Source organism: Pseudomonas sp. I3-I5 (assembly GCF_022699445.1).
Lineage (GTDB): Bacteria > Pseudomonadota > Gammaproteobacteria > Pseudomonadales > Pseudomonadaceae > Aquipseudomonas > Aquipseudomonas fulva.
In genome coordinates this window covers 3652992-3665619 of sequence record NZ_CP093940.1, presented here as the reverse complement: position 1 = coordinate 3665619, position 12628 = coordinate 3652992, and the positions used below count along the sequence as shown (strand labels likewise).

Sequence of the window (12628 nt, the reverse complement as noted above, 5' to 3'; positions counted from 1 at the left end):
CTTTATCGAAAGTCTTGAGCCGCTGCCCGACGGCTATTGCGGCACGCTAACAGCCGCAACGCCTGGGCAGGTGGCGATCTACAGGTCGGCCAGTGTCGACACCAGGATCGCCTTGATCGTGTGCATGCGGTTCTCCGCTTGCTCGAACGCAATGCAGGCCGGGGACTCGAACACGTCGTCGGTCACTTCGATGCCGTTGGTGAGGTCCGGGTACTGCTCGGCGATCTGCTTGCCGACCTTGGTCTCACAGTTGTGAAACGCCGGCAGGCAGTGCATGAACTTGGTCCTGGGGTTGCCGCTGGCCTTCATCAGCTCGGCGTTGACCTGGTAGGGCTTGAGCAGCTTGATACGTTCGCCCCAGGCTTCGATGGGTTCACCCATCGATACCCACACGTCGGTATGAATGAAGTCCACGCCCTTGACTGCCGCCTTGGCATCTTCGGTGAGGGTGATGCGGGCACCACTTTCCTCGGCGTACTGCTTGCAACGTTGCACCAGGTCATCGTGGGGCCACAGGTCCTTGGGCGCGGCGATGCGCACGTCCATGCCCAGCTTGGCGCCGATCAACAGCAGCGAGTTGCCCATGTTGTTGCGCGCATCGCCCAAGTAGGCGTAGCTGATGTCATGCAGCGGCTTGTCGCTGTGTTCGCGCATGGTCAACACGTCGGCAATCATCTGGGTCGGGTGGTATTCATCGGTCAGGCCATTGAATACCGGCACGCCGGCATACTTGGCCAACTCTTCGACGATTTCCTGCTTGAAACCGCGGTACTCGATGGCGTCGTACATGCGCCCGAGTACACGTGCGGTGTCCTTCATGCTTTCCTTGTGGCCGATCTGCGAGGAATTCGGGTCGATGTAGGTGACGTTGGCGCCTTGATCGTACGCGGCCACCTCGAACGCACAACGGGTACGCGTGGAGGTTTTTTCAAAGATCAGCGCAATGTTGTTGCCCTTGAGGTGCTGCTGCTCGGTGCCGGTGTACTTGGCCCGCTTGAGGTCGCGGGACAGGTCCAGCAGGTAACGCAGCTCACGGGTGCTGTGGTGTTCCAGGCTGAGCAGGTTGCGGTTGTGGATGTTGAACGCCATGACTTTTCTCCTGGGTGTGGTGAACGCCGGGCCGCCGCCGGGTAGGGACGGCCTGGGTGATGGACGTCAGTAATCGATGGGGTCGCGAACGATAGGGCAGGTCATGCAGTGGCCACCGCCGCGACCACGGCCCAGTTCGCCAGCACTGATGGTGATCACTTCGACCCCGGCCTTGCGCAGCAAAGTGTTGGTGTAGGTGTTGCGGTCGTAGCCGATGACCACGCCTGGCTCCAGCGCCACGACGTTGTTGCCGTCGTCCCATTGCTCGCGTTCGGCGGCGAAGCTGTTGCCGCCGGTTTCGACCACCCGCAGGCGCACGCCCAATTGTTCGCCCACCACCTCGATGAACGATTTGTGCTCGCGGCGGACGTCCATGCCATAGGGCCGGCTTTCGTCGGGCTGGATGATGAACGGCACGATCTCGTTGACGACTTCGGGGAAGACCGTGACCAGGTCGCGGTCGCAGAAGCTGAACACGGTATCCAGGTGCATGGCGGCGCGGGACTTGGGCAAGCCGGCGACGATGACTTTATGCACGGCGCCCTTGGCGAACAGGCTCTGCGCCAACTGGCCGATGGCCTGGCGGGAGGTCCGCTCGCCCATGCCGATCAGCACGATGCCGTTGCCGATGGGCATGACATCACCGCCTTCGAGGGTGGACTGGCCATGGTCCTTGTCCGGGTCTCCGTACCAGACCTGGAAGTCGGCGCCTGTGAACTGCGGGTGGAACGTGTAGATGGCGGTGGTGAGCAGTGTTTCCTGGCGCCGCGCCGGCCAATACATGGGGTTGAGCGTGACGCCGCCGTAGATCCAGCAGGTGGTGTCGCGGGTGAATTGGGTGTTGGGCAACGGCGGTAGGATGAAGCTGGAATGGCCCAGGTAGTCGTTGTACATCCTGACCACTTCGGCACCTTCACTTTGCGGCAGATCCTGGCCGGCCACACCGCCGATCAAAAATTCGGCCAGATGGCGCGGCTCCATGCCTTCGAGCCAACTGCGCACTTCATTGGTCAGGCCCACCCCAACGGTGTCGGGCGTAATCTTGCGGTCCAGTATCCACTTGAGTGCTTCGGGTTGCTGCACGATATCGGTCAGCAGGTTGTGCATCTCCAGCACATCGACACCGCGCTCGCGCATCTTGGTGACGAAATCGAAGTGGTCACGCTTGGCCTGGTCCACCCAGATCACATCGTCGAACAACAGCTCGTCGCAGTTGCTCGGGGTCAGGCGCTTGTGCGCAAGGCCCGGCGCGCACACCATGACCTTGCGCAGCTTGCCGGCTTCTGAATGCACACCGTATTTCTGTTTTTCAGCGGACATGGTTTCAATCCTCCATTGAGTCGAAGAGGGGTCACAGCGTCAGGAAGCCGTCGTACAGGCCGAAGGCTGCCACCAAGGCACCGACGACCACGGCTGCGAAAATCAGTTTTTCCACGGGGGTGAAGACAGGTTGGCCCACCTCACGCTTGGCCTTGGCAAACAGGATGGCGCCAGGGGCGTACAGCAACGCCGAGAGCAGCAGGTACTTCACCCCGCCGGCATACAGCAGCCAGATGGCATAGAGCAGGGCGATGCTGCCGATGAACAGGTCCTTGCGGCGTTCGGCCAGCGCCTGTTGATAGGTTTCACTGCGCACCGCCAGCAACACGGCGTAGGCCGCCGACCACAGGTAGGGCACCAGGATCATCGAGGTAGCCAGGTAGATCAGCGACAGGTAGGTACTGTTGGAGAACAGCGTGATCACCAGGAAGATCTGCACCATGGCGTTGGTCAGCCACAAGGCGTTGGCAGGCACCTGGTTGGCGTTCTCGCGGCGCAGGAACGCGGGCATGGTATGGTCCTTGGCTGCGGCGAACATGATCTCGGCGCACAACAGCACCCATGACAGCAGCGCACCGAGCAGCGAAATGATCAGCCCGACACTGATCAGCACGGCGCCCCAGTGGCCGACCACATGCTCAAGCACGGCCGCCATCGAGGGGTTCTGCAGCCCTGCCAGTTCAGGCTGGGTCATGATGCCCAGCGACAGCACATTGACCAGCACCAGGAACAACAGCACCGTGATGAAGCCAATGACGGTGGCCTTGCCCACATCGGAGCGTTTTTCCGCACGTGACGAGAAGATGCTCGCGCCTTCAATGCCGATGAAGACCCACACCGTCACCAGCATCATGTTGCGCACCTGATTCATCACACCGCCTAGCTCAGGGGTCCTGGTGCCCCATATATCGGCGGTGAAGATGTCCAGCCGGAAGGCGAACAGGCAAATCAGCGCAAAGAGCACCAGCGGCACCACCTTGGCCACCGTGGTGACCAGGTTGATGAACGCCGCTTCACGGATGCCACGCAGCACCAGAAAATGCACGGCCCACAGCAGGATCGAGGCGCCGATGATCGCGGCCGGCGTGTTGCCCTCGCCAAACACCGGGAAGAAATAGCCCAGGGTGCTGAACAACAGCACGAAATAGCCGACGTTCCCCAGCCAGGCACTGATCCAGTAGCCCCAGGCCGAAGAAAAGCCCATGTAATCGCCGAAACCGGCCTTGGCATACGCATAGACCCCACCGTCCAGGTCAGGCTTGCGGTTAGCCAGGGTCTGGAATACGAAAGCCAGGGTCAGCATGCCCACGGCGGTGATCGCCCAGCCAATCAGTACCGCGCCCACGCCGGCGCTGGCGGCCATGTTCTGCGGCAGGGAAAATATACCGCCACCGATCATCGAGCCGACGACCAACGCAACTAATGCGCCGAGTTTTAGTTTTGCGGGAGAATCAGACATTTAACAACTCCTGCCAGGAGAAAGTTGGCCTCAGATTAAATCTGACGCCGTGGCCACACGCTGATATGGATCAGTGCATTGCAAGGTAAGGCCGTTGAATCACCTCACCGAACTCCTGGAGACTGCCGACTGCCATGGCTGCAGGCCTTGTACGCTGGCACCTCCATGTATTGCTCATCTTCATCCCTCTTTGCCTGCGAAGGTTGAAACTAGTCGCTTCTGGGCAGAGCGCAAATTTTTTACGGGTATTTATGCTTTTATCGGAATAGTGTGAACCGGTTGGCAACTGCGGGGTTCTTAACCACCGCACGCTTAGACGTTAATGGCTTAGTGGCTAAATGGAAGTACGGCTGTAATGACACCAGCCTTTATAAACAGTGTGTTGTTACAACTGCATGACTGTCAGGAAATATTTGGAGACCTATGGGCGAACAAGGACAGAAACTCCGGCTGGGGGCATTGGTGGCGCTCGTCGTGGGCTCAATGATCGGTGGCGGCATCTTTTCCTTGCCCCAGAACATGGCGGCCCGTGCCCAGGCCGGGGCGGTGCTGATTGGCTGGGGGATCACTGCCGTGGGCATGCTGGCCCTGGCGTTCGTTTTCCAGACGCTGGCCAACCGCAAGCCCGAACTGGATTCGGGGGTCTATGCCTATGCCAAGGCTGGGTTCGGCGATTACATGGGCTTTTCTTCGGCCTGGGGCTACTGGATCAGTGCTTGGCTGGGCAACGTTGGCTACTTCGTACTGTTGTTCAGCACCCTGGGGTTCTATTTCCCGGTGTTCGGTGAAGGCAATACCCCAGTGGCCATCGGGTGTGCCTCGATGTTGCTATGGGCCGTGCATTTTCTGGTGTTGCGCGGGATTCGCGAGGCGGCGTTCATCAACCTGGTCACCACGGTGGCCAAGGTGGTGCCCTTGGTACTGTTCGTCGTCATCGCGGCTTGCGCCTTTCGCCTGGATATCTTCACCCAGGACATTTGGGGGCAGGGCACTCCGGCGATCGGCAGTGTGCTCGAGCAAGTGCGCAACATGATGCTGGTGACGGTGTTCGTCTTCATCGGTATCGAAGGCGCCAGCGTGTATTCGGGCAGGGCACGGCGCCGGGCCGACGTGGGCAGGGCGACGGTCATTGGCTTTGTGGGTGTGCTGGCCCTGCTGGTGCTGGTCAACGTCCTCTCCCTTGGGGTCATGACGCAACCGGAGCTGGCTGGCTTGCAGAACCCCTCGCTGGCGGCGGTTCTGTCGCACATCGTTGGCCCCTGGGGCGCGTTACTGATCAGCCTGGGGCTGGCTGTCTCGTTGCTTGGGGCGTTGCTGTCGTGGGCGCTGCTGTGTGCCGAGATCCTCTATGCCACGGCGCGCGACCAGACCATGCCCCGTTTCCTTGCCAGGGAGAACGCCAACCAGGTACCTGCCAATGCACTGTGGCTGACCAACTGCATGATCCAGGGTTTTCTACTGATCACGCTGGTATCTGCCGGTACCTATACCAGCCTGATCTACCTGGCCTCATCCATGATTCTGGCGCCGTACCTGTGGTCTGCCGCCTACGCCATGTCGCTGGCCGTGCGTGGGGAGACTTACGCAGGCCAACCGGCCCGGCGGCGCAAGGACCTGCTGGTGGCCGCGCTCGCGGTGGTGTACGCCGTTTGGCTGCTGTATGCCGGTGGCCTGAAGTACCTGCTGCTCTCGGCGCTCTTGTACGCACCGGGGGTGATCCTGTTTGCGCGGGCCAAGCATGAACAAGGTCTCACGCTTTTCACGCTGATGGAGAAACTGATCTTCGCCGCCGTGCTGTCGGGGGCGGCGCTGGCAGGCTATGCACTCTGGTCAGGGTTGCTGAGCCTGTGAGCCGGCTGTGAACGGCCGTTCCGGGCGGGACCAGATCCACAGGTTGCCCAGGCTCATGCCGGCGATGGCCAGGAACACCGGCCAGTGATGCTCAAGAAACACCAGCATCAAAACCGCGCAGAGCAACATGCTGACCGTCGCACTGACCTTGGCCCGCCGCTGGATCACCTTGCCGTTGCGCCAGTTGTACAGAATAGGACCGAACAACCGGTGATTTTCCAGCCAGGCGGACAGGCGAGGCGAGCTTCGCGTGGCCGCCCATGCCGACAACAGAATGAATTCGGTGGTCGGCAAGCCCGGAATGACAATGGCGACCAGGCCCACCCCCAGGCTTGCGTAAGCCAGGATCGCATACAGCAGTCGGGCAATTTTGGAGCGGGCAGGTTGGGTCATGGGCTCACTGCTAGAACGAACGGCCCCGGTCAGGGGGCCTTTGAAAGTGTTTCAAACCTGCTCGGCATCCACGGCATAGGCCTGTTTGAGCAAGACGGTAAAGCGCTCGAACGCTGCGACGGCGCCGTGTTCTGCAGCCACTTCTTCTCCAGCTGACAGCATCAGGCCATCGAGTGTTCGCGTGAACTGCTTCCAGCCTTCGGCGCGGCCACCGGCGGGCTCGCCCAGGTGGCGGGCGCCGAAGGTCTCCGACAAGCCCAGCGCCGCCGCCCGCTTGATTAGAAACGCGGCGCCCAGTTTGGAGCCTTCGGACACGAAGATCCAGCCTAATGCCTCTGCAATGCTGGGGCGCTGCACGGCCCCCGGCAGCTCGGCAGGCGCCTGCATGTCCAGGTCCGACAGGTCCTGGCGGGCCTGATGGGCTCGGCAGCGCTCGGCAAGGTCGGGTATGAGGGCGATCAATCGCGGGTCGTTGTAGAGCGGCTGCAGTTCGGCCTGGAACAGGTACTGGGCCACCACGAAGCGGGCAAAACTTTCGCGGCTATCGAATGGCGCATGGGATTTGACCAGGGCGTCGAGTGCGGCATGGGGCGCCTGGGTCACCAGGTTCAGGCGTTGGGTACGCGAAGAAGCGCGGTTGCTCATGATGCAGTCCTTGGAAAGCGAAGCGTTTCAATACAAGACGAATCAACAGGGGCGGGGGCGTAAAAAACCCCGCAGGAACAGGGGTGGGTGCCAGGAACCAAGGCGGGAACACAGCGACCCCGCCCGGTTTCAGCTGCGCCAGCGCCTCAGATGTCCCACACCACGTTGATGGCGAAGTTACGGCCCGGCATGCTCAGGCGGTCGATGTTGGCCGGCTGGGTCACCGCGGCCTCCCCCTGGCCGTCATAGCTGCGCACCGAGTCCCACTGCCAGTACTTCTTGTCGGTGAGGTTGTACAGGCCGGCGTTCACGGTGATGTCATCGGTAACGTTGTAGAAGCCGGTCAGGTCCAGCACGCCATAGCCGGGCGTGCGGAACTTCGACGCCGAGCCATCGGGGGAATAGAAGGTGCTGTCGTCGACCCGCGTCTTGCGCTTGACCAGCGTCCAGCTCAGCAGCCCACCCATGTCGCCCTGCGTGTAGCCCAGGCCCATGACGCCCTTGAGTGGGTTGACGGTGTTGAGCGGCTGGCCGCTGTCGTCGTTGCGGCCGTAGGTGTATGCCAGGGAGCCTTGTGCATACAGCCCCTGTGGCGCGCCGAATTGGTCGAGTTCGAGCTGGCCTTTGACCTCGGCGCCTTTGATGGTCGCGCGCTTGATGTTGTTGGCCTGGAAGGTCTGCTCGAGGTTGGCGCCTTGCACGGCGTCTTCGTCAATGAAGTCACGGTACTTGTTGTAGTAGACCGCCATATCGAAGCTGCCCGTATCGAAGCGACCGCGCAGCCCGGTTTCCAGGCCCTTGCTGCGCTCAGGCCGCAGGCCAGGGTTACCCTCCACGCGGTAGCCTTGTTCCAGGTTCACGAACTTGCCGTACATGGACTTGGCCGTGGGCGTACGGAAGCCTTGGGCGTATTGCGCGTAGCCTGTGTAGTGGTCGTTGAAGGCATAGGTCACCCCGAGCTTGGGTGACACGCGGTGCCACTTCTTGTCTGAGTCATCCTGGAAAGCCGGGGCCGTGCCGCTGGCATCAAGGCCGCGCAGGAAAGCATCGGTGAAGTGAGGCGCCATGCGTGTGTAGTCGTAGCGCGCACCTGGCAGGAACGTCCAGCTGCCCCAGCGAATCTCGTCCTGAACGAACAGGCTGTAGGTATCGATGGTTGGGTCCGGGAAGTCGCTGACCAGCGCCTGGCCGTCGCGCGGGCTGTCCTGGCCGATACCCCGGCAGGTGCCGCCCACATTCACGCACGTGCCAGTACCGCTGCGCGCCCCGGTGACGTCCTGGTGCTTGAGGGTAGTGCCATAGGTCAGGGCGTGGTCGGTCTGGCCAAGGCTGAATGCCTTTTCAAGCTGGGCATCGAAGATCCACTGGCGGTCCTTGTAGGTGGTCTGGCGGTCGCGCAGTACCTGACGTCCCGAAGCGACGTACAGCTCGTCGGTGCGCTGGTCCGTCTTGGCGATCTGGTAGTTCAGGCTCCACCTGACATCGTCTGCGAACAGGCTGTCCAGGCCGAAACGTTGGTTCAGGCCGAAGCGCTCGCGGGTAATCGTGTCGTTGCCCTGGCGCATGCGGTACGAATTCATGGCACCAACGCCCGGGATGAATGGCCCGCCTACGGCGCTGAGCAGGTTCTGGTCGCGGTCGTCCTTGAAGCGTTCGTAGGTCACGCCCAGGCGGGCGTCGTCGGCGTAGTCCCAGCCCAGCTTGGCCAGCACGTTGGTGGTACGCGCATCCACTGGGTTGGCGCGGGTGCGTGCAAGGCCCACGCCGCCGTGATCGGCATGGCTCTCGGTTTCGTGACCGTTGCGCTGGCTCAGGTGCAGCAGACCGTCCAGGCTGCCCTCACGGCCAGCCACGGTGGCGGACGTCAGCCAACTGTCATCGGCTGAGCTGTAGCCGGTTTTGAGTCGCGCGCCAGCGTCTCGGCCAGGTTTGATGATGTCTTCAGGATCCAGGGTGAAGTAGCTCACTGCACCGCCGATGGCATTGCTGCCGTAGAGCACCGAGGCTGGGCCGCGCAGGATTTCCACCCGCTTGATGATTTCCGGGTCGACATAATTGCGCTGGGTCTGGGCGTAGGGCCCGTAGAAGAAGCTGTCCGGTATCGCCACGCCGTCGATCTGGGTGAGTATCCGCTCGCCATCGATACCGCGAATGTTGTAGCCGTTCAGGCCACTGCGCTGCCCGGTCCCCGCCACCGAGACGCCCGGCTCGTAGCGCACCAGGTCCTGGAGGGTGTTGACGTTCTGCCGGTCCAGCTGCTCTCGGGTCTGCACGCTGACCGTGCTGGGGACCTGGCTCACGTCCTGGGCACTGCGGGTGGCGCTGACGGTCACCTGCTGCAAGGCTATGGCCCCGCGACCTGACTGGCGCTCGAGCACCACGTTGCCGTGGCTGATGGTCCGCGGGACCAGGCCAGTGCCGTGTAGCAGGCGTTTGAGTGCCTGCTCGGGGGGCAGTGAACCCTGTATGCCCGGGGAGGCGACCCCTTCGGCCAGGCGAGCGTCGAAGCCCACCTGCCAGCCCGTGACCTGGCTGAAGGCATTGATGGCCGATACCAGCGGCTGTTGGGCGATGCCGAAGTGGTAGTCGCCCATGCGCGAGGTGCTCACCGACGCCGGCTCGACCGCCAGCGTGGGGAGTGAACAGGCGCCTGTGGCGAGCAAGGCGAGTGAAAACAGGGACAGTTGCCCCTTGAGGCGTGGCCGTAGGGTCGAACGGATAGGACTGGTGGGCATCGAAAGCGCTCCCTGACGCGCGAACTGTTCATAGGGTGTGCGTTCTTGATTGAACAAGAATCAATTGCATTGGCTATGACGAGACGGACAGGGAGGGGGTATCGCGTAAAAATAAATCCCAGGCGCCCAGCAGGGCATACGGCGCTGCCGCGGGTGGGCTGGTAGCGGTCAAGGCAGGCGCATCAGTTCAGGATGACCAGCGCTGGATACTCATGCAGTTGTGCCGAGGTGATATGGGCCAATGCACGTAGCGCCTCAAGCGGCTGGTCAAGGCGGTAGTTGCCGGTGACGGCGATGTTCTCCAGCCGTTCATTGCGATTGATGATCCAGCCGGGGTAATAGCGGCGCAGCTCGGCCAGCACCTGGCTCAAGGGGCAATTTTCGAAGACCAGGCGCCCATCGACCCAGGCCAGGTCCTTGCGCATGTCCAGTTGCCTGCGTGCACCGAGCCCGTCGGGCCCGACGCGAATGCTCTGACCGGCCTGCAAACGGATGCGTTGGACGCGGCCCCCTTGCACGTCGACGTCGACGTCGCCGCGTTGCACCTTGACCCAAGCCTGGCCATCGAGCAGGCGCACGGCAAAATCGGTGTCGCGTGCCTGGGCGCGCAGAGGGCCGGCTTGCACTTCGAGCGGTACCGGCGCGCCCTTGGGCACCTGGAAGTATGCCTCGCCTTGCAGCAGGCGGGCGACCTGCCGCCCGTCATTGCGCTCGCTGGCAAACGCTGACTGGGTATTGAGCAGCACCCGGGCATCGTCCTGAAGGTTCACCCGGTGGCGTTCCCCCGCGACCGTCAGGTGATCAGCCTGCAGGCGCACTGGCACGTTGCCGAACGTGAACAGGCCTACCAGCAGCGCGGCAGCGGTGGCCAGCGGTTTCCACTGGCGACGCAGGCGACCTGCGCGAGGGCGCGATGGGTAGCCCTGCAGCTGTGCAGCGGCCTGCTTGAGCGCTGCGCCGTTCCACAATGCCTCGGCTTGCACGAACGCTTCGGCATTTTCGGGAGCGGCTTGCAGCCAGGTTTCGAATGCGAGGTGGTCGGCGGGCTCGGCGGTTTCAAGACGGACCAGCCACGCCAAAGCCTCGTCCGTGGCACGACGACGCGCATTGGGCCTGGTTGGTGACGGGCGATGTTCGGGGCTGTCGGTCACGGTGAGTCCTTGAGCGGGCGTGCGCAGATGATCAGGGCGCTGGCGCGATGTGGCAAGCGGGCCTCATCGCGGCGGCCCGTCAGGCGTCCAGGCGATGGGCGACACCCAGGCAGATACCCATGATCAACTTCAGCTCCTTTTGCACCGTGCTCGCAGAAACCCCCAGCTGCTGGGCGATTTCGAGAGAGGTGGCGCCGTGCAGCCGGCTTAGCGTGAAGATCCTTTGCTGGCGTGGCGTCAGTTGCTTCAGGCTTTCGCTCAGGTGGCGCAGCAGTTGCTGGGCATGTGCAGCATCCTCGTTGCTGCTGGCGGGCACGGCGACATTGTTCACTACCTCGTCAGCCACGTCGTCGACCAGGGTTCGGGCCTGTACCCGGCGGGCACGCAAGTGGTCGAGCGCAAGGTTGCGGGCGGTCTGAAAGACGAAGGGTTCGATGTGCTGGACCGAACGCTCGCCCAGTGCGCGTGAGACGCGCAAGTAGGTTTCCTGAAGCAGGTCTTCGGCCGTGCAACGGTTGCCTACCATGCGCTGGAGCGTGCGCAGCAAGATGGGCCTCTGGCTGAGGAATACGGAATTGAACCGGGACTGACTCACGGAGCGACCTGACCTGACAAGCGGCCAATGATAATGCTTATCATCCGTGCTTGGGGTCAAGCTGCGAAATGTAGGCAAATCGTAACGGCGCCGCGAGTATCGCCGGTGCCGCAGAGCGGCTACGGCGATACGAGCTCGATGACCCAGCACCTGCTACCAGTTGTCAGGGCGTGCTGGCACAGCCGTTACTGAGCGCGGCAGAGCGCCAGGCAGTTGTCCAGCATGCGGTTGGAGAAGCCCCACTCGTTGTCGTACCAGGCCAGCACCTTGAGCATGCGCCCATTGGCCCGTGTGTGGTTGGCATCGAAGATCGACGACAGCGGGTTGTGGTTGAAGTCGCACGAGACCAGGGGCAGGGCGTTATAGCCCAATACTCGCGAATGCTTGCTGGCCTCGAGGAACAGCTGGTTGACCTGTTCGGCCGTGGCTTCGCGCTTGAGGTTGACGGTGAGGTCCACCAGCGACACGTTGATCACCGGTACCCGCACGGCCATGCCGGTCAGCTTGCCGGCCAGCTCCGGCAGTACCAGGCCCACGGCCTCGGCGGCGCCAGTCTTGCTGGGGATCATCGACTGGGTGGCCGAACGGGCGCGGTAGGGGTCGCTGTGGTACACGTCGGTCAGCACCTGGTCGTTGGTGTAGGCATGGATGGTGGTCATCAGGCCTTGCTCGATACCGAACTCGCGGTGCAGCACCTGGGCGATGGGCGCCAGGCAGTTGGTGGTGCAGGAGGCGTTGGAAATGACCTGATGCGAGGCGCGCAGCACGTCGTGGTTGACGCCATACACCACGGTGGCATCAGCGCCCTTGGCCGGCGCCGAGACGATCACCTTGCCCGCGCCGGCAGCGATGTGCGCAGCGGCCTTGTCGCGCTCGGTGAACAGCCCCGTGCATTCGAAGACCACATCGATCGCCAGGGCTTTCCAGGGCAGTTCGGCCGGGTTGCGAATGGCGCTCACCGCGATGCGGTCGCCGTTGACGGTCAGGCTTTCGTGGTCGGCTTCGACGCTGGCCTCGAAGGTGCCGTGCACGCTGTCGTACTTGAGCAAGTGGGCGTTCATGGTGCTGTCGCCCAGGTCGTTGATGGCGACGACCTGCATGTCCTGGCGGTAGCCCTGGGTATAGAGTGCGCGCAGGACATTGCGCCCGATGCGGCCGAATCCGTTGATGGCGATGCGAAGGGTCATGGCGATACCTCTGGCAGTCCGAGTCAAACCTGTGGCACAAAGGTGCTTCACTGAAACGGTTTTGTTGTTGGAATTACAAGATTATTCAGTTGCAGATAGAAAACAAGCCTTTTTAGTGGCAGTATTTTGTTTAAACCTACAACGAGCGGTTCGATCGTGAGCCTACCGAAGCAGTGCGCGCCTGTCCTTTGAGCCTAGGCGGC

At 62.4% G+C, this 12628-nt stretch carries 10 protein-coding genes; 1 reads left to right on the top strand and 9 read right to left on the bottom strand.

Annotated elements, in window-relative coordinates; all coding sequences use genetic code 11:
• Positions 1–78: 78 nt before the first annotated feature.
• The 3 genes from MOP87_RS16330 to arcD (MOP87_RS16320) form a co-directional block, all read right to left on the bottom strand.
• Positions 79–1089, bottom strand: a complete 1011-nt coding sequence (locus tag MOP87_RS16330; RefSeq protein WP_027913772.1) for an ornithine carbamoyltransferase — start codon at positions 1087–1089, stop codon at positions 79–81.
• A 66-nt stretch (positions 1090–1155) separates the two neighbouring features.
• On the bottom strand, positions 1156–2409 hold the full coding sequence (arcA, locus tag MOP87_RS16325) for an arginine deiminase (RefSeq protein ID WP_145280581.1): 1254 nt from the start codon (positions 2407–2409) through the stop codon (positions 1156–1158).
• Between the two features lie 31 nt (positions 2410–2440).
• Positions 2441–3868, bottom strand: coding sequence for an arginine-ornithine antiporter (gene arcD, locus MOP87_RS16320; protein ID WP_027913774.1), 1428 nt, complete (start codon positions 3866–3868; stop codon positions 2441–2443).
• A gap of 423 nt (positions 3869–4291) precedes the next feature.
• Between arcD (MOP87_RS16320) and arcD (MOP87_RS16315) the strand changes: the two genes are divergently transcribed.
• Positions 4292–5719, top strand: coding sequence for an arginine-ornithine antiporter (arcD, locus tag MOP87_RS16315; protein WP_028687067.1), 1428 nt, complete (start codon positions 4292–4294; stop codon positions 5717–5719).
• Here arcD (MOP87_RS16315) and MOP87_RS16310 read toward each other — a convergent pair.
• The 6 genes from MOP87_RS16310 to gap all read right to left on the bottom strand — a co-directional run bounded on the left by MOP87_RS16310 (position 5699) and on the right by gap (position 12425).
• On the bottom strand, positions 5699–6112 hold the full coding sequence (locus MOP87_RS16310; protein WP_027913776.1) for a YbaN family protein: 414 nt from the start codon (positions 6110–6112) through the stop codon (positions 5699–5701). The genes arcD (MOP87_RS16315) and MOP87_RS16310 overlap by 21 nt on opposite strands.
• Before the next feature lie 51 nt (positions 6113–6163).
• Positions 6164–6757 (bottom strand): biliverdin-producing heme oxygenase, encoded by a 594-nt coding sequence (locus tag MOP87_RS16305; protein ID WP_242809812.1) that lies wholly within the window; start codon positions 6755–6757, stop codon positions 6164–6166.
• A 146-nt stretch (positions 6758–6903) separates the two neighbouring features.
• The gene (locus tag MOP87_RS16300; protein WP_145280579.1) at positions 6904–9492 is read right to left on the bottom strand and encodes a TonB-dependent receptor; all 2589 of its coding nucleotides are present in this window, start codon (positions 9490–9492) and stop codon (positions 6904–6906) included.
• A 182-nt stretch (positions 9493–9674) separates the two neighbouring features.
• Positions 9675–10643 (bottom strand): FecR domain-containing protein, encoded by a 969-nt coding sequence (locus MOP87_RS16295; protein WP_145280577.1) that lies wholly within the window; start codon positions 10641–10643, stop codon positions 9675–9677.
• Between the two features lie 79 nt (positions 10644–10722).
• Positions 10723–11238, bottom strand: a complete 516-nt coding sequence (locus MOP87_RS16290) for a sigma-70 family RNA polymerase sigma factor (RefSeq protein ID WP_242809811.1) — start codon at positions 11236–11238, stop codon at positions 10723–10725.
• A gap of 185 nt (positions 11239–11423) precedes the next feature.
• Complete coding sequence (gene gap / locus MOP87_RS16285) at positions 11424–12425, bottom strand: type I glyceraldehyde-3-phosphate dehydrogenase (RefSeq protein ID WP_027913781.1); 1002 nt, start codon at positions 12423–12425, stop codon at positions 11424–11426.
• Positions 12426–12628 lie beyond the last annotated feature (203 nt).

Excerpts from the sequence above, each read along its gene's own strand:
- MOP87_RS16330 (WP_027913772.1), bottom strand. The coding sequence starts at position 1,089 with ATGGCGTTCAACATCCACAACCGCAACCTGCTCAGCCTGGAACACCAC.
- arcA (WP_145280581.1), bottom strand. The coding sequence starts at position 2,409 with ATGTCCGCTGAAAAACAGAAATACGGTGTGCATTCAGAAGCCGGCAAG.
- arcD (WP_027913774.1), bottom strand. The coding sequence starts at position 3,868 with ATGTCTGATTCTCCCGCAAAACTAAAACTCGGCGCATTAGTTGCGTTG.
- arcD (WP_028687067.1), top strand. The coding sequence starts at position 4,292 with ATGGGCGAACAAGGACAGAAACTCCGGCTGGGGGCATTGGTGGCGCTC.
- MOP87_RS16310 (WP_027913776.1), bottom strand. The coding sequence starts at position 6,112 with ATGACCCAACCTGCCCGCTCCAAAATTGCCCGACTGCTGTATGCGATC.
- MOP87_RS16305 (WP_242809812.1), bottom strand. The coding sequence starts at position 6,757 with ATGAGCAACCGCGCTTCTTCGCGTACCCAACGCCTGAACCTGGTGACC.
- MOP87_RS16300 (WP_145280579.1), bottom strand. The coding sequence starts at position 9,492 with ATGCCCACCAGTCCTATCCGTTCGACCCTACGGCCACGCCTCAAGGGG.
- gap (WP_027913781.1), bottom strand. The coding sequence starts at position 12,425 with ATGACCCTTCGCATCGCCATCAACGGATTCGGCCGCATCGGGCGCAAT.